The 26,941-nt window shown below is 62.0% G+C and carries 25 protein-coding genes; 7 read left to right on the top strand and 18 right to left on the bottom strand.

What is annotated here, in order from left to right; translation table 11 throughout:
• The 3 genes from NTD87_RS11600 to NTD87_RS11610 all read right to left on the bottom strand — a co-directional run.
• Positions 1-2,646 (bottom strand): DUF6531 domain-containing protein (locus NTD87_RS11600; RefSeq protein ID WP_262114073.1); only part of this gene is annotated, 2,646 nt, incomplete at its 3' end.
• A gap of 177 nt (positions 2,647-2,823) precedes the next feature.
• Complete coding sequence (locus NTD87_RS11605) at positions 2,824-3,750, bottom strand: alpha/beta hydrolase (protein WP_262114074.1); 927 nt, start codon at positions 3,748-3,750, stop codon at positions 2,824-2,826.
• Complete coding sequence (locus NTD87_RS11610) at positions 3,737-4,576, bottom strand: SDR family NAD(P)-dependent oxidoreductase (protein WP_262114075.1); 840 nt, start codon at positions 4,574-4,576, stop codon at positions 3,737-3,739. Before NTD87_RS11610 ends, NTD87_RS11605 begins: the two co-directional genes overlap by 14 nt.
• Positions 4,577-4,887: 311 nt before the next feature.
• Here NTD87_RS11610 and NTD87_RS11615 point away from each other — a divergent pair, with 311 nt between their 5' ends.
• The 4 genes from NTD87_RS11615 to NTD87_RS11630 all read left to right on the top strand — a co-directional run bounded on the left by NTD87_RS11615 (position 4,888) and on the right by NTD87_RS11630 (position 8,294).
• On the top strand, positions 4,888-5,931 hold the full coding sequence (locus tag NTD87_RS11615; protein ID WP_262114076.1) for an aromatic ring-hydroxylating dioxygenase subunit alpha: 1,044 nt from the start codon (positions 4,888-4,890) through the stop codon (positions 5,929-5,931).
• A 134-nt stretch (positions 5,932-6,065) separates the two neighbouring features.
• Positions 6,066-7,196, top strand: a complete 1,131-nt coding sequence (locus NTD87_RS11620; RefSeq protein WP_262114077.1) for a helix-turn-helix transcriptional regulator — start codon at positions 6,066-6,068, stop codon at positions 7,194-7,196.
• Between the two features lie 94 nt (positions 7,197-7,290).
• Positions 7,291-7,911, top strand: coding sequence for an ADP compounds hydrolase NudE (gene nudE / locus NTD87_RS11625; protein WP_262114078.1), 621 nt, complete (start codon positions 7,291-7,293; stop codon positions 7,909-7,911).
• 215 nt (positions 7,912-8,126) lie between these two features.
• Positions 8,127-8,294, top strand: coding sequence for a hypothetical protein (locus NTD87_RS11630; RefSeq protein ID WP_262114079.1), 168 nt, complete (start codon positions 8,127-8,129; stop codon positions 8,292-8,294).
• A 73-nt stretch (positions 8,295-8,367) separates the two neighbouring features.
• Here the strand turns inward: NTD87_RS11630 and dmpG are convergent, their stop codons facing one another.
• Genes dmpG through NTD87_RS11650 form a run of 4 tightly spaced genes read right to left on the bottom strand, consistent with a single transcriptional unit; the run spans position 8,368 to position 11,959 of the window.
• A complete protein-coding gene (gene dmpG / locus NTD87_RS11635) occupies positions 8,368-9,402 on the bottom strand; it encodes a 4-hydroxy-2-oxovalerate aldolase (protein WP_262114080.1) in 1,035 nt (344 codons plus the stop codon).
• Between the two features lie 13 nt (positions 9,403-9,415).
• Positions 9,416-10,324, bottom strand: coding sequence for an acetaldehyde dehydrogenase (acetylating) (locus tag NTD87_RS11640; RefSeq protein WP_262114081.1), 909 nt, complete (start codon positions 10,322-10,324; stop codon positions 9,416-9,418).
• Between the two features lie 19 nt (positions 10,325-10,343).
• Complete coding sequence (locus NTD87_RS11645) at positions 10,344-11,135, bottom strand: fumarylacetoacetate hydrolase family protein (RefSeq protein WP_262114083.1); 792 nt, start codon at positions 11,133-11,135, stop codon at positions 10,344-10,346.
• A complete protein-coding gene (locus tag NTD87_RS11650) occupies positions 11,132-11,959 on the bottom strand; it encodes an alpha/beta fold hydrolase (RefSeq protein ID WP_262114085.1) in 828 nt (275 codons plus the stop codon). The genes NTD87_RS11645 and NTD87_RS11650 overlap by 4 nt, the downstream gene beginning before the upstream one ends.
• A 162-nt stretch (positions 11,960-12,121) precedes the next feature.
• Here NTD87_RS11650 and NTD87_RS11655 point away from each other — a divergent pair, with 162 nt between their 5' ends.
• A complete protein-coding gene (locus NTD87_RS11655; protein ID WP_262114086.1) occupies positions 12,122-12,898 on the top strand; it encodes an SDR family oxidoreductase in 777 nt (258 codons plus the stop codon).
• 13 nt (positions 12,899-12,911) lie between these two features.
• A complete protein-coding gene (locus NTD87_RS11660; protein WP_262114087.1) occupies positions 12,912-13,382 on the top strand; it encodes an SRPBCC family protein in 471 nt (156 codons plus the stop codon).
• A 153-nt stretch (positions 13,383-13,535) separates the two neighbouring features.
• Here the strand turns inward: NTD87_RS11660 and NTD87_RS11665 are convergent, their stop codons facing one another.
• The 6 genes from NTD87_RS11665 to NTD87_RS11690 are packed head-to-tail and all read right to left on the bottom strand — an operon-like array spanning position 13,536 to position 18,790.
• A complete protein-coding gene (locus NTD87_RS11665; protein WP_262114088.1) occupies positions 13,536-13,922 on the bottom strand; it encodes a steroid Delta-isomerase in 387 nt (128 codons plus the stop codon).
• Positions 13,923-13,931: 9 nt separating this feature from the next.
• The gene (locus tag NTD87_RS11670; RefSeq protein WP_262114089.1) at positions 13,932-15,134 is read right to left on the bottom strand and encodes an acetyl-CoA C-acyltransferase; all 1,203 of its coding nucleotides are present in this window, start codon (positions 15,132-15,134) and stop codon (positions 13,932-13,934) included.
• Positions 15,135-15,165: 31 nt separating this feature from the next.
• A complete protein-coding gene (locus tag NTD87_RS11675) occupies positions 15,166-15,624 on the bottom strand; it encodes a MaoC family dehydratase (RefSeq protein ID WP_262114090.1) in 459 nt (152 codons plus the stop codon).
• A gap of 2 nt (positions 15,625-15,626) precedes the next feature.
• Positions 15,627-16,409: an SDR family oxidoreductase gene (locus NTD87_RS11680; RefSeq protein WP_262114092.1), complete on the bottom strand. Its 783-nt coding sequence runs from the start codon at positions 16,407-16,409 to the stop codon at positions 15,627-15,629.
• An 18-nt stretch (positions 16,410-16,427) separates the two neighbouring features.
• A complete protein-coding gene (locus NTD87_RS11685; RefSeq protein WP_262114093.1) occupies positions 16,428-17,621 on the bottom strand; it encodes an acyl-CoA dehydrogenase family protein in 1,194 nt (397 codons plus the stop codon).
• Entirely contained in the window at positions 17,618-18,790 is a 1,173-nt protein-coding gene (locus NTD87_RS11690; protein ID WP_262114094.1) for an acyl-CoA dehydrogenase family protein, read from the bottom strand. Before NTD87_RS11690 ends, NTD87_RS11685 begins: the two co-directional genes overlap by 4 nt.
• Before the next feature lie 207 nt (positions 18,791-18,997).
• Here NTD87_RS11690 and NTD87_RS11695 point away from each other — a divergent pair, with 207 nt between their 5' ends.
• Positions 18,998-19,189 carry a hypothetical protein gene (locus tag NTD87_RS11695; RefSeq protein ID WP_262114095.1) on the top strand — a complete coding sequence of 64 codons (192 nt, stop codon included), beginning with the start codon at positions 18,998-19,000 and terminating at the stop codon, positions 19,187-19,189.
• Between the two features lie 50 nt (positions 19,190-19,239).
• On the opposite strand, the gene NTD87_RS11700 is transcribed toward NTD87_RS11695, so the two are convergent.
• From NTD87_RS11700 to NTD87_RS11720, 5 genes are all read right to left on the bottom strand, one after another.
• On the bottom strand, positions 19,240-19,593 hold the full coding sequence (locus NTD87_RS11700) for a DUF1428 domain-containing protein (RefSeq protein WP_262114096.1): 354 nt from the start codon (positions 19,591-19,593) through the stop codon (positions 19,240-19,242).
• A 327-nt stretch (positions 19,594-19,920) separates the two neighbouring features.
• Positions 19,921-21,213: a sensor histidine kinase gene (locus tag NTD87_RS11705; RefSeq protein WP_262114343.1), complete on the bottom strand. Its 1,293-nt coding sequence runs from the start codon at positions 21,211-21,213 to the stop codon at positions 19,921-19,923.
• Between the two features lie 26 nt (positions 21,214-21,239).
• Positions 21,240-24,317, bottom strand: a complete 3,078-nt coding sequence (locus NTD87_RS11710; protein ID WP_262114097.1) for an efflux RND transporter permease subunit — start codon at positions 24,315-24,317, stop codon at positions 21,240-21,242.
• Positions 24,314-25,507, bottom strand: a complete 1,194-nt coding sequence (locus NTD87_RS11715; protein WP_262114098.1) for an efflux RND transporter periplasmic adaptor subunit — start codon at positions 25,505-25,507, stop codon at positions 24,314-24,316. The genes NTD87_RS11710 and NTD87_RS11715 overlap by 4 nt, the downstream gene beginning before the upstream one ends.
• Positions 25,504-26,904, bottom strand: a complete 1,401-nt coding sequence (locus NTD87_RS11720; RefSeq protein ID WP_262114099.1) for an efflux transporter outer membrane subunit — start codon at positions 26,902-26,904, stop codon at positions 25,504-25,506. The genes NTD87_RS11715 and NTD87_RS11720 overlap by 4 nt, the downstream gene beginning before the upstream one ends.
• Positions 26,905-26,941: the final 37 nt, after the last annotated feature.

Raw genomic sequence — 26,941 nt, forward strand, 5'->3', positions numbered from 1 at the left:
CTCGGCGGTGACCTTGCCGTAGGCGTTGTAGCTGAAGGCGCGAGTGGCGCCATCGGGCAAGGTGGTTTGAATCAGCCGACCGACCAGATCCCACTGATAGAGCGTGGCCGCGCCATGTTCGTCCTGACGGCAGATCCGTCGGCCCAACGCGTCGTAGGCAAAACGCCGCCGTCCACCGTCCGGCAATTGCTCCTCAGTCAGTTGCCCGAGAGTGTTCCAGGTGAAAGCGTGGCGGCTGTTGTCCGGGTAACGAATGGCAACGAGTTGGCCTTTCGCGTCATGGCTGTAATGGGTGACCTGCCCGTCGGGGTCGACCTGTTCGCTGATGTCGCCCTGGGCATTGCGCCGATAGGTCCACACCGCTTTACCGCGATAGCGCTTATGCAGGTGGCCGTTGCGATACTCGTACGCCGTCGGCTCATCGTCCGGCGGCAGCAGCGCGATCAGTTGGCCGACCTCGTCGTAGCGGTATTCGGTGATTGCGCCGAGCGGGTCCTGCTCGGCGATCAACCGGCCGTTATCGTCATAAGCCTTCAGGTGTTCAGCACCATTGGCCTCGACTTTGCGCACCAGCCGCGCCTGCTGGTCGTGGACGTAAACCTCTTCGCTGCCGTCGGCGTTGTGCACCGTGACGCGGCCGTCATCGTCCCAGACATAACGCGCGTCCATCTGCGAAAACGACGCCCAGTGGCGCACGCAGCGAGCGGCCTTGCCGTCGCGCTCCCACTCCCAGAAGAAGCTCGCGCCACCGGCCAGTTGCCGCTGCAAAATCACGTGCTGATCGTCGTAGTCGTAACGCTCGCTTTCGCCGGCGGCGTTGGTGGCCTCGATCAGTTGATCACGTTCGTCGTAGCGATAACTGACCAGCGTCTGCTCGGTCTTCCAGACTTCATCAAGGCTGTCGGCCGGGAGAAAGACCTGATAGTCGACGGCGATCAGATGTCGCCGGTCGTAGCGCAACAGCAAGGCGCGACCGGCGCCGTTATCCAGGCGCTTGATCCGGTCGAAGCGGTCGCGGCTGATGCGCAAGCGGTTGTCGTAGGCATCGCTGATGGCCGTGAGGCGGCCATCGCGAAAGTGGTAAAACCGTGGCGTTTCACCGGCCTGGGCGAGGATCAGTTCATCTCTGTCATCACCCAGGTAAATCGCCGCCCGCGACAGGCTGTTGTGGATCGCCGGGCGTTCGGCGCTGGGCCTGGGGAAGCGTGTGCGGCGGTTTTCGTGGTCGATCCAGACGACGTCATTGCCGTCGATTTCCAGGCGATGCGCCAGCGAATGGCTCCAGCCGAACCCCAATCCACTGTCAAGTTCCACCGCGCTGGTGCGGTACAGCCGGGTGAAGGCAAACGGCAGCACGCCGTCCAACTCGGCATCGGTGAGGGTCAACAGCTCTTCACCGGTGACCATCGACACCGGGCAGCCATGGGTCGCGGTTTTGTTCGCGGTGTCGGCGCTGGCGCCGTTGGGGTTTTTCGCCTGAGCCGGGGCGTTGTCGTGGTGCTGGTTTTGCTTGAGCGTAGTGTTGCGGCGCCCGTCCCAGCGCAATTGCATCGTTCCCTTTTTCAGGCCCGCAGCGACGCCTCGGGCTGCGACTTTTTTGTAGTGGTCGATGTAGCCCATGAAGCTGTCGATGATCTTGTAAATGGCGGCAACGAAGCGCAGCGCGGCATCGACGATGTATTGGCCGTGGCGCATCAGCCGCACCGAAAGGTAGGCGACGCCCACCCCGAAAAAACTCAGCACGATGCCGATCAGTAGATCGATCACCAACTCGACCACCAGCTTCGAAACTGCCTCTGCCGTAGCTCCGGCAATCTGGCTCGGCGGCAACGCCTCCAGCCACAAGCTCGCGGTGTGCAACAACAAACACAGCGCCGCCTCATCACTGGCCAGCAACAGGGCTTTTTCCATCACCTGCGGTGATGCTTGCGCCAGGTTGGCCAGAGCCTCAGCGCTGCCCTCGACTCTTTCTCTGAGCTTCGCCGGGTCTTTGAGGATGTCGCCAATCAGGCCAATGCTGTCCCAAACCCCTTCGATGGCCGCCCAACTGCCGGCAAGTAATCCGTTGCCCACCGCCAGCAGCGACGCCGAGGCCGACTGTTGCGACCACTGCGGCTTGAAGCCTTTCCACTCGTTGCGCAGCCAGGTTTCCAGCTCGCCGGTCAATCCGTCATAAGCGCCAAACAGCTCGTCGAGTTGCTTCGGCGTGACCGCGCCATGCACCCGCACCCGATAGAACTTCCCTGCCTCGCCCTTGAACTGCCCCTTGCCGAATTCATCGAGATCAATCGGTGTAATTGGCCCACCGTCCGCCGGTACCACCTCGACCCGAATGTTGCCCAGAGGAATGTCGTAGACCGATTCGAACTTGCTCTCGATCTGCAGAATGCCGCCGTCCGGACACTGCGCCACGCTGGAGATGAAGTCGTCATCGCCGGTACTCACCACTTTGCTCGTGTTACCCAGTTTGATCCGCCGATCCATGCCCATCAGCGATGGCAGGTCGGCAGCGTGGCTAACCCTGTCGGTGGCCTGGATGAACCAGTGGTTGAGCTGTTCGCGGTAAAGGCTGAGGGTGTCTTTGAAGCTGTCGAGTTCGTGCTCGATGTACGGAATGTGACCGTGTTGCGGCACAGAAGCGGGCATCCATGATGTCTCTGCAGAATGAGGGCGGGCGATTCTGCATGAGCGACATGGGGGGTTGATCAGGGGTCTGAAAAATCAGATTTACCCTGATCTTTTAGGGATTTTTCCTTCATAAATAAGGATCGACGACTACAGACAATCCTTTCGTCGATCCGAACGCCGGGCTCGCCGCGCCGTTCAATTGAGCGCCCCGCGCAGGTCGGCGGCGGCTTCGGCCAGGGCCTCGGCGGCGCGTTCGACAAACGGCGCCATGCTGATAAAGCCGTGAATCATCCCCTCGCAGCGTTGCACACGTACCTGCACACCAGCGGCCTGCAAGCGTTTGGCTAAAGCCTCGCCTTCATCGCGCAGCGGGTCGAACTCGGCGCTGATCAGGGTGGTTGGCGGTAAGTCGGCAAGGTCTTCGGCGCGCAACGGCGAGGCCAGCGGATCGTCGACTTGCGCGGGGTTTTGCAGGTATTGCTGCCAGAACCAGCCCATCATCGCCCGTGTGAGGAAATAACCCTCGGCGAAGTCGGCATAGGACGCGCTGTCGCAACCGCCGTCGGTGACCGGGTAGAACAGGCATTGATGACGGATCTTCGGTCCCTGCCTTTGCGCCGCGAGACGGCTGACCGCCAACGCCAGATTGCCGCCGGCGCTGTCCCCGGCCAACGCCAGACGACTGCCATCGACGCCCAGCTCAAAGGCGTGTTCCACCAGCCAGCACGTGGCCGCGTAGCAGTCCAGCGGTGCCGCCGGGAACTTCGCTTCCGGTGCCAGTCGGTAGGCGACCGACACCACCACCGCGCCGGTCTGGCTGGCCAGTGCCCGACAGAGGTTGTCGTGAGTATCCAACGTGCCAATCACAAAACCGCCACCGTGGAAGAACACCAACAGCGGTAATTTGTCCTGGGGCAGTGGTCGATAAAGTCGTGCGTCCAACTCGCCCTCGGCACCGGCCACCTGCAAGTCACGCACATCAAACATCGGCGCGCCGGGAATCGGAGGCATCAGGTTGTCGGAGAACTGCCGGTACTGCACGGCATCGAGATGGCGGTAGTCGGGCTCCGGCACGTCGCGAAACGGCTGGAGCACGGCGGCGATCTGGCTATCGAGAGGCATGGGCATCTCCCTGGACATCGGTCATCTGAAACACCGGGTTGGTTTCCTCGAAAATGCTCTGCACCCGACGTTCCAGCGCCGGTTTGAAGTCTTTGTGCGGCAGGATCCAGAAGCGTTTGTCGTCAATGGCGCTGAACACCACCTCGGCCAGCTCGGTCGGGGTCATGCCCTGGCGAATACTGGAGTCGAGCAATTGGCTGAAGGATGAACCGGCGGCGTCAGCGACCTGGTTCGAGGCCATGATCTCGCTGGCCACCGGGCCCGGACACAGCACTGACACCGAGACCGGTGCGCCAAGCAGCGCCAGTTCGTAATGCAGGGTTTCCGAGAGCGCGACCACCGCTTGCTTGGTCACGTTGTACGGCGCCATCAACGGGCTGCTGAGCAATCCCGCCAGCGATGCGGTGTTGATCACATGAGCAGCGCGGCCCTGGCTCAACAACAGCGGCACGAAACAGCGAATGCCGTTGATTACGCCTGTAAGGTTGATGTCGAGCATGCGTTGCCACTGCGCCTGGCTGATCTCCCAGCTGTAACCGGTTTGCATCACCCCGGCGTTGTTGAACAGCAGATCGACACCGCCAAACTGCTCAACGGCAACATCACGCAGTCGCTCGACCTGCGCCAGTTGCCCCACATCCGTGACACAAGCAATCGCCTGCGTACCCGTCGCCTGCAAGGTCGCGCACAACGCCTGCAAACCCGCCGCATCGACATCCGCCAACACCAGCTGCATGCCGCGCCGTGCCGCCTGTTCGGCCAACCCCCGGCCAATCCCGCTGGCGGCACCGGTAATCACCGCGACCTGCCTGTGTTCACTGCTCATCTGAAGACTCCCGCTGTCGGTCAATGCCGTCAGTAGAGCTGCCCGCCGTTCACCGGCCATCGTCCATTCAGACGATGCCGCGCAGCACAGGGGCGGCAGAATCGGAGCAGCACAAGCGCTTGCCAGTTAATGCACAAACCTGTGGGAGCGAGCCTGCTCGCGAAGGCGGTGCTCCAGTCAACATTGATGTTGGCTGTGGCGGCCTATTCGCGAGCAGGCTCGCTCCCACAAGGATCTCACTTGACTGATAGGCCTCGGGACTTGCCTGAGCCCCAAACCGCCCAACCCGCGATGAACCGGAGAACAATAAGATGAGCACCCTGCACCGTATCGAAACCAAGCAGTTGGAGGACCGTTACGCCCGTGGCTGGCACTGCCTGGGCCTGGCCGCGCAATACCGTGACGGCAAGGCCCACCGCCTGGAGGTGTTCGGCACCCGGCTGGTGGCGTTTGCCGGTGAAGACGGCGAGCTGCATATCCTCGACGGCTATTGCCCGCACATGGGCGCCGACCTGAGCGCCGGTTGCGTCGAAGGCAACTCGATCCGTTGCCCGTTCCATGCCTGGCGCTGGGGTGCCGACGGGGTGTGCGACGACATCCCCTACGCCAAACGCATCCCGCCACGAGCGAAGATCAAGAGCTGGCCACTGATGGTGGAAAACCAGTTGCTGTTCGTCTGGAATGACCCGGAAGGCAACCCGCCGATTCCTGAGCAACGCATTCCACGGATCGACGCCTGCTTCAGCGACGAATGGGCAGCGTGGGAAGTGGCAGAGCTGCAAATCGCGACCAACTGCCGCGAACTGATCGACAACGTCGCCGACATGGCGCACTTTGGCACCGTTCACGGTGCACCAATCGAAACCTTCAGCAACGTCTTCGAAGGCCACATGGCCACACAGATCATGTGTTCTCGCAGTGAACGCCTGTCCGGCGACGGAGAACTGCACAGCACCGCCACCTACTTCGGCCCGGCTTACCAGATCACCGAAATGACCGGTTCCATGAACGGCCAGCCGATCCATTCGATCCTGCTCAACTGCCACGTGCCCATCGATCTCAACAGCTTCACCCTGCGCTACGGCGTACTGGTGAAAAAGATTCCGGGCCTGAGCGAAGAACAGAACCAGGCGATGGCCAAAGCCTATGTACAGCAGGCCCAGGAAGCGTTCTACGAGGACGTGACCATCTGGCACAGCAAGACCCGCGTCGACAACCCGCTGCTGTGCGACGGTGACGGCCCGGTCTATCAACTGCGCAAGTGGTACGAGCAGTTCTACACCGACGTCAGCGCGCTACCGGCCACGACGCTTGAGCACAAACGCTTCGACGTGCGTGAACGCGAAACGGTCTGATGCCCGCACCCCACCGCGTTCCATGGCCTGCCGGTTTGCCGCCGGTCAGGCCCGCAGCGATAGCGTTGCACGCAAACGATGCCGACGCTTATTCTCGGCCACCGCCAACGCCAATAATAAGAACGGTTTTCCCTATGCAGACGAACCTCAGCCTTGAGACGTTCAGTGACCTGATCGGCAACCTTTATCAGGGACCACTGGAAAACATTCCGTGGGCGACCTTTCTCAATCAGCTCAACCTGTACCTCGAAAGCAAGTACGTGACCTTCATCCTGCGTCCGCCAAGCGCCCATGTGGACGGGCTGATGGTCAACACCACCGGCACCTCGACCGAAGCCACCTCCTCGTACAACAAGCACTTTTTCACCCTCGACCCCTTCGTCGACCTGCCCAACCGGCAAGTGGTGACCCTGGCGGAATTCGTCTCCAACGACGATTGGCAGAATTCGGAGTTCTACAAAAGTTTTCTCGAACCGGTGGATGTGTTCCATATCCTCGGTGCCGACATCAACACCTGCGACGGCGCCCAATGTCGCCTGCGCATCAGCCGTGGGCGTGACGACAAGCCCTTCGGCAACGCTGAAAAACAGCTGCTGGCGCAGTTCATTCCGCACCTGGAACGTTCGATCAAGATCCACATGCAGCTCAATCGCATCGAGGCCGAACGCAACCTCTATGCCGGTGCAGTGGACCAGATGGCGGTCGGCACGATCATCCTCGACGAAGCCGGCAAGGTGCTGCAAACCAACCAGGTGGCCGATCGGCTGATCCAGGAAAAGGACGGCATCAAATTGGTCAACGACGGGTTGCAAGTCGGCACCGCTCGCGACACCCAGGAATTTCGCCGCCTGGTGAAACAGTCGCTGCTGTCGCAAAAAAGCAGCAACCCGTCGGTGGTCGAAGCGCTGCGGGTGCAACGGCCTTCTGGTCGTGCAGACCTGGGGATCATCGTCCGTTCAGTGCCACTGTCGGCCTGGAGCGAAGGTAAACAGTGCCCGACCGTGGTGATTTTTATCAGCGACCCGGAACAGCAATCCACCGCGCCGCAGGAAATCGTCCGCGCGCTGTTCGATTTCACCCCCGCTGAAACCCAGCTGGCGATGCTGCTGGCCAACGGTCTGACCCTCGACGAAGCTTCCGAAGAGCTGGGCATCAGCCGCAACACCTCGCGAGCGCACCTGCGTTCGACTTTCTCCAAGACCGGCGTGACCCGCCAGACCATGCTGGTGCGCCTGATCCTGCGCAGCGTGGCGACCCTCGGCTGAGCGGCCTGTCGCCCTCGTCCGCTTGGACGATGGCGGCAATGCCTGCACAGCGCACAGTGCCTTGACTCTCACCCTCCCCACGCGGGGCCAGACCATGCGCACTTGTCCGACCATCCTCAAGACCGAACTGCTGGCCGAAAGCGGTCATTTCCAGATCGAAGCCTTGCACCTGCAATTCAGCAATGGCCAGCAACGGGTTTACGAACGGCTGCGTGGCACCGGTTATCGCTCGGTGATGCTGGTGGCGATGCCCGACCCGCTGCACGTGTTGCTGGTGCACGAATACGCGGTCGGCGTCGAAAACACGGTGCTCGGCCTGCCCAAGGGCGGCGCCGAACCGGATGAGGACTACCTGCAAGCAGCGCAGCGCGAGTTGTGCGAAGAAGTCGGCCTGCGCGCCGGGCGCCTGACCGAGCTTGGCGAATTGACCCTGGCGCCCGGTCATCTGTGTCATCGCTACCAGGTGGTGCTCGCCGAAGATCTCAGCCCGTGCCTGCTGGAAGGTGACGAACCGGAACCGCTGGAATGCCTGCGCGTACCGCTGACGCAGATTCCGGAACTGGTGGCCTGTGGGGACCTGCATGAAGCGCGGGCGATTGCGGCGTTGTTTATGGCGATCGGGGCTTTGGCCCGGCGTGATCAGCCATCTGTGTCAGCCTCCCCACTTCCCTGTGGCGAGGGAGCTTGCTCCCGCTCGGCGGCGCAGCCGTCGTAAACCCGCTGATGAGTTTTGCCTGAACGAACGCGGTGGAAGGTTTTGGGGCTGCTTCGCACCCCAGCGGGAGCAAACTCCCTCGCCACATTTGAAAGCAGCGACCTCTAGAACACATTTATCGAGCACACCATCGGCTAGTCCATTCGGACGAAGCAACGCATCAACCATCGCCATAAGGTTTGCCTACAACAATAAAACCGCCGTCGAGGCTCGTTATGCACAAAGCCACTTACGCCCTGCTCATCCTCGTTTGCGCTGGCAGCACTGCCAGTCTCTGCCAAGTGTTCAAAAACGAAGCCTATCGACCGAACACTGCCCTGCTCAACTGCGCCAGCGCCACCAACAGTTGCTACCCGCCGCTGGTGCGTAATCTGTTGCCCTGAGCCACAAAAAACGAACTCAAAAAAACCACCGGGCTTGCACACAAGGCCGGTGGTTTTTCCGTGCATCCGAGAATCAGGTCGGCAGGACACCGCGCGCCCGTGACAAGGTCAGCGCCAGGTCTTCAATCATGTCTTCCTGACCGCCCACCGTACCGCGACGCCCCAGCTCCACCAGCAGTTCGCGGGCGGCAATCCCGTATTTCTGCTCGGCGCGTTTGGCGAACAACAGGAACGAGCTGTAGACCCCGGCGTAACCCAGGGTCAGCGCGTCGCGGTCGAGACGGATCGGCTGGTCCATCATCGGCACCACCAGGTCCTCGGCGACGTCCATGATCCGGTACAGATCAATGCCACTGTTCACGCCCATGCGTTCCAGCACCGCGACGAACACTTCCAGCGGCGTGTTGCCGGCACCGGCGCCGAGCCCCGCCACCGAGCCGTCGATCCGTGCCGCGCCGGCCTCGATCGCCGCCAGCGAGTTGGCAATCGCCATGCCCATGTTGTGGTGGCCGTGAAAGCCCACCTCAGTGCCGGCGTTGAGCCCCTGACGCAGCGCGCCGATCTTCTCGCTGACTTCATCCGGCAGCATGTAGCCCGCCGAGTCGGTGCAGTAGATGCAATTGGCGCCGTAGCTCTCCATCAGCCGCGCCTGTTCCAGCAGTTTCTCGGCGCTGAGCATATGCGCCATCATCAGGAAGCCGACGGTGTCCAGGCCCATTTTCGCCGACATGCCAATGTGCTGACCGGAGACGTCGGCCTCGGTGCAGTGGGTCGCCACGCGGATGGTGGTGACCCCGTGCTCATGAGCCATTTTCAAGTGATCGAGGGTACCGATCCCCGGCAGCAGCAACGCCGAGACCTTGGCCTGCTTGAGCTGCGGAATCACTGCCGTGAAATACTCTTCGTCGCTGTGGGCCGGAAAACCGTAGTTCAACGACGCGCCACCCAGGCCATCGCCGTGGGTGATTTCAATCAGCGGCACACCGGCCGCATCCAGTCCGGTGGCGACCGAGACCATTTGTTCCAGGCTGATCTGATGACGCTTGGCGTGCATACCGTCGCGCAGGCTCATGTCATGCAGACGAACGCTCTTACCTTGCAGATTCATGGCAATTCTCCACTTAACGAACGGGCAGTTGCAGGGTGCCCTTGTGGGCTTCTTCGGCGAACATCTCGGCGGTGCGCAAACCGGCGGCGGTCATGATGTCCAGGTTGCCGGCGGACTTGGGCAGGAAGTCGCCGAGGCCTTCGACCTCAATGAAGATCGACACCTTGTGCCCATCGAACACCGGCCCGTTGATCAGCTTGTAACCCGGCACATACCGCTGCACCTCCTTGACCATCTGCAACACCGAGGTACGGATCGCGTCCTGGTTCGGTTCTTCATCGGTCAGGCAATGGATGGTGTCGCGCATCATCAGCGGCGGTTCGGCCGGGTTGATCACGATGATCGCCTTGCCGCGTCGGGCGCCGCCGATCTGCTCGACCGCCCCAGCGGTGGTGCGAGTGAATTCATCGATGTTCTGCCGCGTGCCCGGCCCGACCGAACCGGACGACACGGTGGCGACGATTTCGCCGTAACTCACCGACTGTACCCGCGACACCGCCGCGACCATCGGAATCGTCGCCTGACCACCGCAGGTGACCATGTTGACGTTCATCGCCAGGCTCAACGCGTGTTCCTTGAGGTTGACCGGCGGCACGCAGAACGGGCCGATGGCCGCCGGTGTCAGGTCGATCATGATCACCCCAAGCTCATTGAGCTTGCGGCTGTTTTCGGCGTGCACGTAAGCCGAGGTCGCGTCGAAGGCGATGCGAATGTCATCGTCGAGCACGTGGGGCAGCAAGCCGTCGACCCCGCCTGCGGTGGTTTTCAGCCCCAGTTCGCGAGCGCGCTTGAGACCTTCGGACCCCGGGTCGACACCGACCATCCACACCGGCTCGATCCATTCAGAACGGCACATTTTCATCAGCAGATCGGTGCCGATATTGCCCGGGCCGATAATGGCCGCTTTGAGTTTCTTGCTCATCCGGTTACAACCCCTTGAGTCAGGCGCAGAAGGACACCCGGGCACTGCCCAGGCCATCGATGGTCAGGGAAAAACGGTCGCCGGGCGCCGCCGGTTCCAGCGGCACCAGGGAGCCGGAGAGAATGATTTCCCCGGCTTTGAACGGAATGCCGAAAGCGCCCAGGGTGTTGGCCAGCCAGGCCACGGCGGTCAGCGGATTGCCCTGGACTGCCGAGCCCAGGCCTTCGCTGATCAGTTGATCGTTCTTGAACACCTGCATGCGCAGGTTGGGCAAATCCAGTTCACGCGGGTCGACCTGGCAGTCGCCGAGCACGAACACCCCGCACGACGCGTTGTCGGCCACGGTGTCCTGAATGCGGATGCGCCAGTCGTGAATCCGCGAGTCGACGATTTCGAAACACGGCATCACGTACTCGGTCGCCGCCAATACATCGGCTTCGGTCACGCCTGGGCCGCGTAAATCGTGTTTGAGTTTGAAGGCGATCTCGCCTTCGGCGCGGGGCTGGATCAGCTTGTTGGCGGACAGGGAAATCTGCGCGTCATCGGCAAACGACATCTGCTCGGTGATGAAGCCGAAGTCCGGTTGATGCACATTGAGCATTCGCTGGACCGCTGCCGAGGTCACGCCGATTTTCTTGCCGACAATACGGTCGCCGTCCGCCACCCGGCGCTCGATGCTGTAGAGCGAAATATGGTAGGCGTCCTCGATGCTGATGGCCGGCCAACGCTCGGTCAGCGGCACCAGGGTTACGCCTGCGAGCAACGCCTGATACAGCTCTTCGCCATACTGCTGGCGCAATTGCGCACTCATGCGCGGCCCTCCGCGAGAAAGTCCAGGCACTGGCGATTGAACACTTCACGGTGCTCGACCATCACCCAATGCCCGCATTCGCTGAACAGGACAAAGCGAATCTGCCGGCAGTGCTCCATCATCGTTTGCGCGCCGGAGACCGGGCAGAATTTGTCGTTCATGCCCCAGAAACCGAGGATCGGGCACTGCAACTCGCCCAGGCGGGCGCTCATGTTCGGCACTTGCATGGTCGACAGCACGCAGATCGGTTGCTGCTGCACCACCGCCACCCGTTCATTCACCGTTTCGTCGCTGATCAGCGACGGGTCGAACAGTTGCAGGCTGAGCAAACGGCGCATACCGGCGGCGTCGTTGAGTTCGCCCTTGGCAAAGGCCGCGCCCATCTTCTGGATGCCTTCCATTTGCAGGTAGTACTGTTCTTTTTCCATCAGGCCACCGGGCGCCATCAGCACCAGTCGGCTGACCCGCTGTGGCTGATCGAGGGCCAACTTGAGCGCAATCGCGCCGCCCAATGAGTTGCCGACCAGCGCGCAGCGCGGGATATCCAGTGCATCGAGCAGACCACTCAGGGCTTCGACGAAAAAGTCCAGGGTGTAGAGACTGTCCGGTTTGTCCGACGCGCCGTAACCCGGCAGGTCAGGGACGATGCTGCGGTAGCCGGCGGCGGCAAACACCGGGTAGTTCTGCTTGAAGTTGCTGTGACCGCTGGCGCCCGGCCCGCTGCCATGAATGAAAACCACCGGCTCACCGGCACCGGTGTCCTGGTAATGCAGCTGCAAACCACTGGGCAGCGTAACGAAGTGCCCCTGCGCTGATGCGCTCATGCGGTGTCCTCCCGGCCTGTTGTTGTGCAGGGAGTATTCCCGGCACCTGCGGCGCCAACATCGTCCGACAGGACTACGCAGCTCTAGTCTCTTCGGACGTTGGCTGTCGGGCGCCACGGACCTAGCATCCGTGGTATTCCTGAGTGACAAAATGAGGCAGCCATGCACGACCCGATGGACTTTCGCGGCACAGTGGTACTGGTCACCGGCGGTGGCAAAGGCGTCGGGCGCGGCATCAGCCAGCGCTTTCTCGACTGCGGCGCCGAGGTGGTGATCTGTGGCCGTGAAGCTCCCGAGACCTTGCCCGCCAGCGCCGGCCGCGAGGCGCTGTTCGTCGCCTGCGACCTGCGCGATGTCGAGCAGTCGCAGCGTTTGATCGACAGCGTGGTCGAGCGTTTCGGCCGACTCGACGTGCTGGTCAACAACGCCGGTGGTGCACCGAATGCCGACGCCGCGACCGCCTCGCCGCGTTTCAGCGAAGCGATCATCCGACTCAACCTGCTGGCACCGTTGAACCTCTGTCAGCAAGCCAATCGGGTGATGCAGGCGCAGGCCAGTGGCGGCGCGATCATCAACATCGCCAGCGTCAGCGCCACCCGCCCTTCCCCAGGTACCGCCGCCTATGGCGCGGCGAAGGCTGGGTTGCTGAGCCTGACCCGCTCGCTGGCGGTGGAATGGGCGCCGAAGGTGCGCCTGAACGCAATCACCGCCGGGCTGATCCTCACCGAACAGGCCGCGCTGCATTATGGTGATCAGGCCGGTATTGCTCGGGTGGCGGCCGGTATTCCATTGCAACGGCTGGCCACGCCGGACGATATCGGCGACACCTGCCTGTACCTGGCTTCCTCACTGGCACGTTACGTCAGCGGCGCCGACCTGGTGGTACACGGCGGTGGCGAACGCCCGGCCTTTCTCGATGCCGCTCAAGCCCATTCATAAGAGGACACCGGACATGCCCGCCGTTGCCAGCCACAGCGTTTTACTCCGACTCAGCCCGCAAGACACCTGGACCAGACTGCGCGACTTGAGCCTGGCCCCGCATTATGTGCCGGGCCTGACCGGTTGCCAGTTTCACCCAGGCAAAACAGAAGGCTTGGGCGCCAGCCGCCGGGTGTTTCGCAAAGGCGGTCAGTGGCTGGATGAAAGCGTGGTGCAGTGGCAGGAAGGCCAAGGGTTTGTGCTGGTGCTGCACAAGGCCAATGCCGGAGCGCCTTTCCCGTTTCGCGAGGCGACGTTTCACTACAGCTTGCAGGCTGAAGGCGATGCTACGCGGATTACCACCTGCATGAAGTACAGCCTGCGGGGTGGGTGGATTGTCGAGGGATTGTTGGGGAAAGCGTTCGTCAAAGTGGTGCGGCAGATTGCCGAGAACCTCAAGGCTTACTACGAGACGGGGCAGACGCAGAATGCGGATTTTCGCTAACCCCACGCAAAACAACCTGTGGGAGCGAGCCTGCTCGCGATAGCGGTGGTTCAGTCAGCATTGATGTTGAATGTAATACCGCCATCGCGAGCAGGCTCGCTCCCACAGGGATTGCGCTTAACCAGGTTAAACGCAGCCTCCCCTCCCGCTCCATCAACTTTCCTGCGGGCCGATGTTGGCCGGGCTCCAATAGGCTTTCATCGACCGAATCCGCCCTTCGGCATCGAACTCCATCACGTCGATCACCTGCAGCGAGCACGCTTGCCCGCCCCACGTCATGTCGACCCGAAACGGCATCGCGCCGCAGCCGTTGAGCGTCGCTCGCACCGGGCCGGTCAGGGTCGCGGACACCCTGCTGACGCCCAGCCCTTGCCGATAAAACTGCTCGATGGCGGCGAGGCCGTGAATCGGTGGATTACCCACCGGGTCTTCGACCACCGCGTCCGTAGCATAGAGCGCGACAATCCCATCGATATCTCCGGCATCCACCAGTTCGACATACCGCGCCATGCTCGCCTGAATCCGCTCTGCACTGATCATCGTTTTCTCCTAGACCACTTCGAACAGCGCCGCTGCGCCCATGCCGCCACCGATGCACATGCTCACCACCACGTAACGCAAGCCACGGCGCTGACCTTCGACCAAGGCGTGGCCGACCATCCGTGCGCCGGACATGCCGAACGGATGGCCGATGGAAATCGCCCCGCCGTTGACGTTCATCCGCTCCATGGGAATGCCCAGGGTGTCGCGGCAGTACAGCACCTGACTGGCGAAGGCCTCGTTCAATTCCCAAAGACCGATGTGGTCCACCGTCAAACCGTGACGCTTGAGCAGTTTGGGAATCGCGTAGACCGGGCCGATGCCCATTTCGTCTGCGTTGCACCCGGCCACCGCCATCCCGCGATAGATACCCAGCGGCTCAAGCCCACGCTGTTCGGCGAGTTTGGCGCTCATCAGCACCGAGGCCGAGGCGCCGTCGGACAGTTGCGAGGCGTTGCCGGCAGTGATGAAGCGGCCCTTGCCGGTCCACTCCCCGCCCTGCCACACCGGCTCCAGTGCACTCAGGCTTTCGCGGGTGGTGTCAGCACGGTTGCACTCGTCGCGCAGCAAGGTCAGGGTTTCATAACGGGTTTCGCCGCTGGCCTTGTCGACGATCAGCTTGCGGCTGGTCATCGGCGCCAGTTCGCGGTCGAACAGCCCGGCACTCTGGGCCAGCGCGGTGCGCACCTGGCTCTGGTAGCTGTATTCGTCCTGCTCTTCGCGGGAGATGCCGTAACGCTCGGCGACGATTTCACCGGTTTCGATCATCGGGATGTAAGCCCGCGGGTCCAGTTCAATCACGGCACCGGACTGGTTGCGGTAGGTGTTCTTGAATGTGTTCTGTACCAGCGAAATCGACTCCAGGCCACCGGCCACGGCGATGTCGATTTCATCGCACATGATGCCCTTGGCAGCCGTGGCGATGCTCATCAACCCCGAGGCGCACTGGCGCTCGATGGCCATTCCGGCGACCGAACCCGGCAAGCCGCCGGCAATCGCACAGAGACGCCCGAGGTTGTAAGACTGGGTACCTTGCTGGGCGGCGGCGCCCATCAGCACGTCGTCTACTTCACCCGGTTCGATGCCGGCGCGGCGTACCGCTTCGCGCACCACGTGGCCGCCCAGTTGCGGCGCCTCCGTGTCGTTGAAGGCACCGCGAAAAGCCTTGCCTATCGGCGTGCGTGCAGTGGAAACGATGACGGCTTCTTTCATGCTGGAATCCTCGAATAAGCGGCTGAAATGTTCAGGCCGGGTAATAGCGACTGATGGTGTCGACCACGCAGCCTGGACGTGCCTGACCCTCGATCTCGACGCTGACGCGGATGGTCGCCTGGACTCCGCCCTTGACCTGCTCGACCGCCATCAGTTGCGCACTGCCACGCACCTGCGAGCCGACGTGAACCACATTGGGAAAACGCACCCGCTCGCAGCCATAGTTGACGCCCATGGCAATCCCGCGGACCTCGACGATCTGCGGCAAAAACAGGTTCACCAGCGACAGGCTCAGGTAACCATGAGCAATGCAGGCACCGAACGGCCCGGTGGCCGCCTTGAGCGGATCGACGTGAATCCATTGGTGATCGCCGGTCGCGTCGGCAAACAGATCGATGCGCGACTGCTCCAGCAGCAGCCAGTCGCTGACGCCAAGCGCTTCGCCCACCGCGCCGGGCAGTTCGTGGGGGGTGTTGAATATCCGTGGCATGTTCAAGCCCTCTGACTGGAAACCGACAATACTTCGCCGGTCATGTAGGAGCTGTAATCGCTGGCCAGGAACATCATCACGTTGGCCACTTCCCAGACTTCGGCGGCCCGCCCGAAGGCTTCGTTGGCGGCCAGTTGATCGAGCACCGCCTGCGGTGCCGAGCGGCGGAGGAAGTCGTGCAAGGCAATGCTCGGGCTCACGGCGTTGATGCGAATCCCGTGTTCGGCGGCTTCAACCGCCGCGCAGCGGGTCAGCGCCATGACCCCGGCCTTGGCGGCGGCGTAATGGGACTGTTCTTTCTGCGCGCGCCAGCCGAGCACCGAGGCGTTGTTGACGATGACCCCGGCGCGGCGCTCGATCATCTTCGGCAGCATGGCGCGGGTCATACGCATGGTGCCGGTGAGCGTCACGTCGAGTACCCGGTGCCACTCTTCGTCAGGCATCTCCACCAGCAACCGCGAACCGCCCAGGCCTGCGTTGTTGATCAGCACATCGACACCCTGCAAATCACGCTCGGCGCAGGCGATCAAATGCTGCACCTGCGCTTCATCGGCAACGTTGCAGACCTCTGCGTACACTTCGGTCAAACCGGTGGCTTCGCGGATCTTCAACACCGCCTCGCGCAATCGGCCTTCATGGATGTCGCTGAGCATCAACGCCCGGCAGCCTTCTTCGGCGGCGCGCAAGGCTGCGGAAAAACCGATACCGGCGCCGGCGGCGGCGGTGATCAGCACCGACTTGCCGCGCAGCAGGCCATGGCCCGCCACATACTGAGGAACTGACATATGCAAATACTCCTTTGATCAGGTGCGCGGACGCGGCTCTTTGGGCATGCCCAAGGCGCGTTCGGCGATGATGTTGCGCTGGATTTCATTGCTGCCGCCGTAGAGGGTGTCGGCGCGGCTGAACAGGTACAGCGACTGCAAGCGCGTGAGCCGATACGGCGCGGCCTCAAGCAGTTCGGCTTCGGCACCGAGCACGTCCATCGCCAGCTTGCCGAGGTTGGCGTGCCAGGTGGACCAGAACAGTTTGTAGATGGTCGCTTCTTTGCGCAGCGTGCCGTCATGCGCACCCGAGAGCATGCGCAGCGAGTTGTAGCGCATGATCCGCAAACCGCTCCAGGCCTCGGCCAGACGCTGGCGCAGCATCGGGTCGCGGGCAGCGCCGTTGGATCGGGCGATGGCAATGATTTCGTTCAATTCGTTTTGAAACTGCATCTGCTGGCCGAGGGTCGAGACCCCGCGTTCGAAGCCGAGCAGCGCCATGGCAATTTTCCAGCCTTCACCGGGCTCACCGACAATATTCGCCGCAGCGGTGCGGGTGTCATCGAAGAACACTTCGTTGAATTCCGAGGTACCGGTCAGTTGCTCGATCGGCCGCACGCTAATGCTGGCCTGGGCCATCGGCACCAGAAGGAACGACAGCCCCTTGTGGCCGACGCTGCCGGCTTCGGTGCGGGCGATCACGAAACACCAGTCCGACTCATGGGCCAGCGAGGTCCAGACCTTCTGCCCGTTGATCACCCATTCGCCCGTGGTCTCATCCAGCACCGCGCGGGTCTTGACGTTGGCCAGGTCGGAACCGGCTCCGGGCTCGGAGTAGCCCTGACACCAGAACGCCTTGCCGCTGACGATCCCCGGCAGCAAACGACGCTTTTGTTCTTCAGTGCCGAATGCGGCGATGGTCGGCCCGGCCAGGCCTTCACCGATATGGCCCATGCGGCCGGGGCCGCCAGCGCGGGCGTATTCTTCGTGGAAAATCACTTGCTGACTGATCGACAGACCGCGCCCGCCATGCGCAGGCGACCAGCCAACGCAGGTCCAGCGACCTTCGGCGAGTTTGCGCTCCCAGGCTTTGCGTTCCTCGGGAAAGCTGTGTTCATCCCCCGGTCCGCCACGAAAGCGCAACGGCTCGAACTCGACGCAGAGGTTGGCGGCCATCCAGTCGGCGACCTCCTGACGGAAGCCCTCATCCTGCTCGCTGAAACCGATCTTCATGGCTGTTCTCCGAGAATCTGCATGGCAATCCGCTCACGGTGCCAGGCAGGTGCGCCGAGAAAGCTTTCGCTGGCCCGGGCCCGTTTGAAATACAGATGCGGGTCGTATTCCCAGGTGAAGCCCACACCACCGTGCAGCTGGATCGACTCGGCAGCACAGTGGAAATAGCTCTCCGAGCACTGAGCCTTGGCCAACGCTGCGGCCAGTGGTAATTGCGCCGCGACCTGCGGATCGCCGTGTGGGTCGAGCACTTCCTGCGCCACGCAAGCCGCGTAATAGCTGGCCGAACGCGCGCACTCGACCTGCAGCATCATGTCGGCGGCGCGGTGTTTAAGGGCTTGAAAACTGGCGATGGGCCGACCGAACTGCTGACGTTCCTGCATGTAGGCAACACTCAAGTCCAGCACCTGCTGCGCGCCACCGGTCTGCTCGGCGGCGAGGGCGATACAGGCCAGTTGCAGCACCTGATCAAGGACCGGCCAACCCGCGCCGACGGTGCCGAGCAGGCAGTCCGCTTCGAGGTACAGGTGGTTCAGTTCGATCCGCGCCTGACGGCGAGTCTGGTCCATAGTCGGCAACATCTGCCGGTTGATCCCGACACGGTTGGCCTCGACGGCAAACAGGCTGATGCCGGCTTCTCCGGTCGAACCAGGAGTTCGTGCGGCAATGATCAACAGGTCGGCGCTTTGGCCATCGAGTACGTGAGTCAGGGTGCCGTCGAGGACAAACCCCGAACCTTCGGCCACCACCGTGGCTTGCACATCCTCGGCCGCCCAGCCGTTACCACTGGTGAACGCCAGCGTGGCGGTGATGCGGCCATCGGCAATCTGCGGCAACCAGCGCTGTTGTTGCGCAGGACTCGCCGCCAGTAACAACGCGGGTGTGGCCATGCAGGCGGTGGCGAAGAATGGCGAGCAGAGCAAACGCCGGCCCATCTGTTCCAGCAAAACCGACAACTCGACAAAGCCCAGCCCCAAACCACCGAAGGCTTCGGGAATATGGATCGCCGGCCAATACATTTCGCTGCACAGGCGCTGCCACAGCGCGCTGTCATACCCCTGCTCACTGACCATGGCCGCACGCACGGCGGCACAGTCGGAGACATCGGCGAGAAAACCTTCGGCCGATGCGCGAATCATTTCCTGCTCGTCGCTGAATGCAAAGTCCATCGCGGCGCCTTCTGCTCGTCTGGCGAGGTGTTCACCCCTTAGGCCATCGAGTGTGGCGAGCGCCGCCACCGGCAGAATCGTTAGCCTTGCCTAGTCCGAACGGGCGATGCCGTGGCGATCGACATGATTGCCCCCTCACCCGACACAATCTGGCACCCCTGGCCATCCACGTTATAGTTGAAGGGATCCAAACCGCGTGGAGGGGGTATGCGCCAGATTGTCAGCAAAGAGCCATGGTGGGCTGCACCGCCCAAGCCGGGGCAGGATGAATCTGAACTGGAGTGGGGTTGGCTGGTCACGTACAACGAGGGCGAACCGCGCTTTGAGTTTGTCAAAGAGCGGCCGACGGATGATGAGATCCGCAATCGCAAGAGTTGCAGGATCACCGTTCAGGAATAGGGACGGGGCTGCGTCCTTGCTCGCCCCGCCCTTGGGTCACGCAACGAACCTCACACGTTTACGATCGTCTCGAAGCCGCCGAAGATCATCCGCTGACCATCGAAGGGCATCGAGTTGCCCTCCGAACGGACTCGAGGGTCGTCCATGAACTGTTGCATGCCGGTGTCACGCGTTTTGCGGTCCGGCCAGAGGATCCACGAGAACACCACGGTCTCGCCTTCCTTGAGTTTCACCGCCATCGGGAACGAGGTCACCTTGCCTTCGGGCACGTCGTCCCCCCAGCATTCGGTGACGCTCAATGCGCCGTTCTCTTTGAAAATGGCGGCCATGAACTCGGCGTGCTGCTTGAATTTTTCACGGTTGGCGGTGGGTACAGCGGCAATAAAGCCATCGACATAGGGCATGATCACTCTCCTCGTTGAAATGCGTCACTGATTTACCGGTTAGTCGATCCGCAGGACCGCAAATCGACAGGCACCTCAAGTAGACCGACCAACGGGCATAAATTGAAATGCGGTGCAGAACTATCCCGTAGCAGCTGTCGAGCCCGCGAGGCTGCGTTCGAGGACGAAGTCCTCGTAAATCCTATATACGCGGATTGCCTGATAGAACGCGCTGCCCGATTTTACGACCGCTTCGCAGCCGAACGCAGCCTCGCGGGCTCGACAGCTGCTACGGGCGGTTCATCCGCCGTATTTCATTGTTGTGCAGATACCTATGCACTATCCCCGTCAGAGCGGGAGTTGCTCCTGGCGCGCTGTCAGGTCTACGGCGAAGTGGCAGCCGTGGGGTTCGCAGGTGGTGAGTTCCACTCGCCAGTTCTGGTTGGTGCAGATCCGCTGGACCAGCGACAGCCCCAATCCCAGCCCTTCGCCTCGGTGTTCGTCGCCCCTGACAAAGGGCTGGAACATCGCATGGCGTTTTTCTTCCGGAATGCCGATTCCGCTGTCTTCCACGCTGAAGCCTTGGTCACGCAGGGTCAGGCGAATGAAGCCATGATCCGTGTAGTGCCAGGCGTTGCGTAGCAGGTTGCCCATCACCGATTGCAGGAATGTCAGATTATAGTGGGTGTTTGAGGCCTGCTCGTCGAGGTAGATGAACTCCAGGCCTTTTTCCCGGATCAGCCGGCCCCATATCTCCGCCAGCGCATCGGCGACTTCTTTCAACGACGCGTTGACACCGTTGCCGGAGTCGTTGTCCCGGTCACGCGCCAGCATCAGGAACGTGTCGACCAGTTGCCGCATTTCATCGCTGGCCCTGGCAATACGGCTGATCTGAGCCATCGAGCGTTGATCCAGGGCACGATTGCTCAGCAACAGCTCACACGAACTGGCGAGCACCATCAACGGGGTGCGCAGCTCGTGGCTCACATCGCTGGTGAAGAGTTTTTCCCGGCCCAGTGCCTCACGCAGTCGACCCAGGGTTTGATCAAAGGAAACGGCCAGTTCGCCAACCTCGTCGACGGCGTACTCGGGTGCCAGCGGCGGTGCGAGTTCCAGTAACTGGTCGCGGTGACGCACCTGGCGCGCCAGACGGATCACCGGCGCCATGACGCGTCGGGCCAGCAGCCAACCCAACAGAATCGCCAGCAGGATGCTCAACACGAACCCGACAATCACCACCGCGTACAACAACCGTTCGCGTTGTTCGTGGCTTCGCTGATCCTTGAGCAGGATGTATTGGCGACCGTCGACCACCCGCACCATGGCGTAGTAGTCCTCGCCGTCATAGACAATTTCCTGAAAGCCGGGGTGCAGCGCCTTGAGCTGCTCGTCCGGAGCCATTTCGCCCAGCCCGCCCTCAAAGAAAAAAAACTCGTCTTTCTCCGGTCGATGGGTCCAGTCATCGGTGTTGTCCATCAGCAGCAAACGTTGCAGCCCACCGCTCAGACTGGTGGTGGTGAGCTTTCCTTCAACGACATGCACGGTCACGACAATGCCGACCGCAAAGACCCCCGCGACAAACGCAGTCATCAATGCGAAAACAATCACAATCCTTTTTGTCAGGCTCTGTTTGGAGTCCATGTCTTTCCAGTGTTCGAAGACCGGTTTCACACCTTGATGTCCTGCGCGACGAGCGTTTGCCCGCGACGCCGACGCTCAAACCAAAGGTAGACAACCGGTGTGGTGTACAACGTCAGGATCTGCGATACCGCCAGGCCACCAACGATGGCGATGCCCAATGGTTGGCGAAGCTCCGAGCCGGCACCGTGGCCGAACGCCAAGGGCACCGCACCGAGCAATGCCGCCAGTGAGGTCATCAAGATAGGGCGCAATCGTAACAGACACCCTTCACGCACGGCCTCTCTGGCGGACAGGCCACGTTGCTGGGCCGACAGCGTGAAGTCAACGATCATGATCGCGTTCTTCTTGACGATGCCGATCAGCAAAATAATGCCGATCATCCCAAGTACCGACAGGTCCTGTCCACACAGCATCAGTGCCAGCAGCGCACCGAACCCGGCAGACGGCAGGGTCGAGATGATCGTCAACGGGTGAATGGCATTCTCGTACAGCACGCCCAGCACGATGTAGACGGTCAGAATCGCCGCCAGAATCAGCCAGGGCTGGGATTTGAGCGAGTCCTGGAATGCCTGGGCGGTGCCCTGGAAACTACCCACGACGGAGTCAGGCATCGCCACTGCCAGGGACGCTTGGTTGATCGCGCTGACTGCATCGCTCAGGGCCTGGCCGGACGCCAGGTCAAACGACAGGGTAATGGCCGGAAACACCCCTTGGTGGTTGATGATGATCGGCACCTGCTCGGTCTTGATGCTCGCCAACAGACTCAGTGGCACCAGGGTTCCCGAGTTTGCGCGCACGTATAAATGCTCAAGCGTGGTGGTGGACGTCTGCCAGTGCGGGTCCAGTTCGAGAATCACGTGGTTCTGGTCGAGTTGGGTGAACATCGTCGCGACCTGACGCTGCCCGAAGGCGTCGTACAGCACGTCGTCAATGGACTGCACCGTCACGCCCAGGCGCGCCGCCGTGGCCCGGTCGATCACCAGGGTTGCCTGAGGAATCGCCTGTTGCTGGTCAGATGTCACGTGTTGCAGTTGCGGCAAGGTCTTGAGTTTTTCCAGCAATACCCCGCTCCAGTGATCCAGCTCGGCACTGTCCGGGTCCTGAAGGGTGTACTGGTACTGGGTTTTACTGGCGCGGCCACCGATCTGGATGTCCTGGTTGGCCTGCAGGTAGACCTTGACGCCGGACAACTGATCGAGGGCCGGCTGCAAGCGGCTGATCACCTCGCGGGCACTGTCGGTGCGCTCGCTGAACGGCTTGAGGTTGATCATCACCTTGCCCTGGCTGACGGTCGGGTTCGGGCCAATCCAGAAATACACCTTGGCCACCGCCGGGTCATGACCGATGACCTCGGCGACGCGATTGACCTGGTCTCGCATGGCCAACGGCGAAATATCGGCAGCGGATTCGGCGATGCCCTGGATCAGGCCGTTATCCTGCTGCGGGAAGAAGCCCTTGGGAATGCTGACGTACAACACCGCCGTCGCCAGCAACGTGGCCAGTGTCACGCCGAGGGTCAGGCGCTGATGGTCGAGTACCCAGTCGAGGCTGCGGCGATAGCCATCGTGCAGGCCGGTGAATACCCGCTCGCAGGCCTGGGCGAAACGCCCCTCCTCGCTCTCGGCATGGGGTTTGAGCAGCCAGGCGCAGAGCATCGGCGTGATGGTCAGCGAGACGATGCAGGACATGATGATCGCCACGCTGACCGTGACCGCGAACTCGCGCATCAAGCGCCCGACGATCCCTGACATCAACAGGATCGGCAAAAACACCGCGATCAGCGACACCGTCATCGAGACAATGGTGAACGCCACTTCGCGCAAGCCATCGACCGCCGATTGCAGGCGCGACTTGCCCATCTCCAGATGGCGCACGATGTTTTCCATCACCACGATGGCATCGTCCACCACAAAGCCAACGGCAATCGCCAGGCCCATGATCGACAGGTTGTCCAGGCTGTAGCCCAGCAAATACATGACGCCGAAGGTCGACACCAGTGACAGCGGAATGGTCAGGCTCGGGATCAGGGTGGCAGTGGCCTTGCGCAGAAACACGAAGATCACCACGACCACCAGGGCAATCGACAACAGCAAGGTGAACTGCATGTCGTTGACCGAGGCTTCGATGGTTTGAGTCCGATCACCCACCACCTGCACCTGTACATCACGCGGCAAGGACGCGGTCAGTTCGGGCAGCTTGGCCTTGATCGTGGCGATGGTCGACAGCAGGTTGAATCCCGGTTGCTTGTGGATGTCGACGATCACCGTCGGCTCACCGCCCAACTGCGCGGCCTGCTGGGTGTCTTCGGCGCCGGCAATCACCCGACCGAGGTCGCCGAGCTTGATCGGCATGCCGTTTTTATAGGCAATGACCTGATCGCGGTAATGCTGCGGGTCGAGCATCTGGTCGGTCGCGCCGAGGGTGATGGAACGGGTCTGCCCGTCAAGGGTGCCCTTGGGCTGATCCACGGTACTGACACCGATCACGCTGCGCACGTCTTCCAGGCTCAGGCCACGTGCGGCCAGCGCATCCGGGTCGATCTGAATGCGCACCGCCGGTTTCTGTTCGCCATGGAAATCCACCAGGCCGACGCCGGGCATCTGCGACAAACGCTGGGCAATGTAGTTGTCCGCGTAACGGTCGAGTTCCGGCAGCGTGCGCGTCGGCGATGTCACAGCCAGCGACAACACCGTCCCTTCCGCCGGGTTGACCTTGTTGAAGGTCGGGGTGCTGGTCATGGTCTTCGGCAGGTTCGGGGTGGCGGTGTTGATCGCGGTCTGCACATCCTGTGCAGCGCCGTCGATGTTCCGCGACAGGTCGAACTGCAAGACAATCTGGGTTTTGCCGGCCGCGCTCGATGAAGTCATCGAGGTGACTTGAGGAACAGCGGCAAAGGCTCTTTCCAGTGGCGTCGCCACCGATGAAGCCATGGTCTCGGCGCTGGCCCCGGAGAGTTTGGCGGTCACCTGAATGGTCGGAAAATCAACGGTGGGCAGCGGTGCCACCGGCAATTGGAAGTAAGCGAAAGCCCCCAGCAGCATGACCCCAAGCGCCAACAGGCTCAGGCCAACCCGTCGTTGAATCAGTCCGGCGAGTCCGTTCATTGCGCATTCTCCACCGGCGTGGCGGACACCAGCGCGGCGGCTTCGTCAGCCTTGATCGACGTGACTTTGACGCCCGGCGCGATGCGTGACTGACCTTGCACGACCACCGTTTCTCCGGCAGTCAGCCCCTGACGAATCCACTGTTTGCCATCGACCACCGCGGCGGCATCGACCTGGCGCGGCTGCACGCGTTGATCGGTGCCCACCACATAAACAAAGTTACCCTGACGGCCGAACTGCACGGCGTTGGCCGGCACTACCGTGACGTCCTGACGGGTATTGACCAGCAAGCGTGCGCTGACCAACTCGCCGGGCCACAACTGGTTGGCACTGTTGTCGAATTCGGCCTTCAACTGGATCTGACCGCTGGCCGCTGCGACTTGGCTGTCAATGAAGCTCAGATGACCGCGCGCGATTTCCTGCTGGCCGTCGCGGGTCATGGCGACTACCTGCAAGGCATTCCTGGCGTTTTCTGCAAGGATCTGCGGCAGTTCATCCTGGGAGACGGCGAAGGCCACTGAAATCGGGTTCATCTGGGTGATGGTCACCAGACCTGTGGCTTCCGCGCCGTGGGCGATGGCGCCGACATCCAGCAAACGCTGGCCGGTACGCCCGGTCAGCGGCGCTTTGACCTGAGTGAACTCCAGTTGCAGGCGCGCGTTGTCCAGTGCCGCCTGGTCAGCCTGCACCGTGGCCTGTTGCGCGGCCAATTGGGCGCGGTAGGTGTCAACATCCTGGGTCGGGCCGGCCTTGGCCGCTGCCAGTTTGCTGGCCCGGTCCAGATTGACCCGCAGGTCGGCCAACTGCGCCTGATCCTTGGCCACCAGCGCTTGCGCCTGGGCCACTTGCGCCTGATAGACCCGTGGATCGATCACCGCCAGCAGACTGCCGGCATTCACCGTCTGGCCTTCCTTGAACAGGACTTTCTGCAACTCGCCGTCCACCCGAACCCGCACATTGACGCTGTTGAGCGGCTGGACGTTGCCAATCGCACTGAGCCAGATCGGCAGGTCCTGTCGGCTCACCTGCGTCAGTTGCACCGGCACTGCTGTGGCTTCAGCCTTGGTGGGCGCGGCCTGGGCCCGTTTGATCCACTGAAAGCCGCCGACGCCGGCGCCTAGCAGGAGGACCAGCAGCGCCCAGGAGAGTGCTCGATGGCGAGGGTTCACAACGCGTGGCTTAGCATTCATGGGTGAGACGCCTGGGAAGGAGAAAGGGAAGCGAGGGTGTCGGGCGTGAAGTCACCGCCCAGCGCGCGAAACAAACCGACGGCGGCCTGCAGGTGTTGCAGGCGCACCTGCAACAGCGTGTCTTCGGCCTGGTACTGGGTGCGCTCGACGATCAGCAAGGTCTGAAAGTCGGTGGAGCCCAGCCGGTAACGAACCTGCGCTAACCTCGCGGCCTCACGGGCGGAGTCCACCGCGGCCTGATTCAAGGCATAGCTTTTATCCAGTTCGCGATTGGCGCTCAGTTGGGTTTCGACGTCTTGCAGCGCCTCGATCACCGATTCGCGGTAACTGGCGGTCAGTTCCTGCGCGTGGGCCTGATCAAAGTGCAACTGGCCGTTGAGCTGGCCGCCGGTGAACACCGGTTGGGCCAATGTGCCAACCGCGCTCCAGATACTGCCGCCGGCAATGGTGTCGATGCCGCCGATCAAGTCCAGTGACAGATTCGGCAAGAACGCTGCACGAGCGACCCCAACATCGAAGTTGGCGGAGATCAGCCGCGCTTCAGCCGCTTGCACATCGGGCCGCTGACGCAGCAGGCCGATGGGTAATCCGGCGGACGGGCTCGGAACCTGCAAACCGTCGAGGCCGGAGCTTTGCAGGTGGAAACCTTGCGGCGTCTCGCCCACCAGCACCGCCAATTGGTAGAGCGCCAGATCGCGCTGCTGCCGCAGGGGCGGCATCGCGGCCTGGAAGGTTTGCAAGGCGTTGCGTTGCTGCGCCACCTCCAAATTGGACACGGCACCCTGACTGGCCTGGACTTCGACCAGGTCGAGTACCTGCTTGGCGTCATCGGCGATCGACTGGGCCAAGCGCAGCCGTTCCTCCAGCGACAACACCTGGAAGTAGCTGTCGGCGATGCTCGCCCCCAGGCTCATGCGCAAGGTTTGTGCATCGAACACGCTGGCATTGGCCAGTGCGTCGGCGGAATCGGCGGCGGCGCGCTGTTTGCCCCAGAAGTCCAGTTCGTAGGTCGCTTCGGCGAACACGCTGCTTTTTTTCGTGGTGCCGTAATTGCTCTGACGCTGGACATTGCCGCCCAGCGCCAGCGTCGGATATTGACCAGCGCCGACGACCTGAGCCGAAGCGCGGGCTTCTTCAATGCGGCTGGCCGCGGCTTTAAGGGTGTAATTGGCCGAGAGGCCGCGGGCGATCAGGTTATTGAGTTCAGCACTGTGAAATTCGCTCCACCACTGCCCGCCTCGCGCAGCGGACGTTTGCTCGGCGCCGTTCCAGCTTTTCGCCAGCGGCAATTGCGGCTGGTGGTAAGTGGGCACCATCGAGCAGCCACCGAGCATCAATACGCCCAGAAGCACCGATATTGATAAAAAGTTACGCCTCGGTGAGGTTGCAACTGACATTGGCACGCGATCTCCGGCTGAAACGTTTGTGGAGCTA

This window comes from Pseudomonas sp. 6D_7.1_Bac1 (assembly GCF_025465945.1).
Classification (GTDB): Bacteria; Pseudomonadota; Gammaproteobacteria; order Pseudomonadales; family Pseudomonadaceae; genus Aquipseudomonas.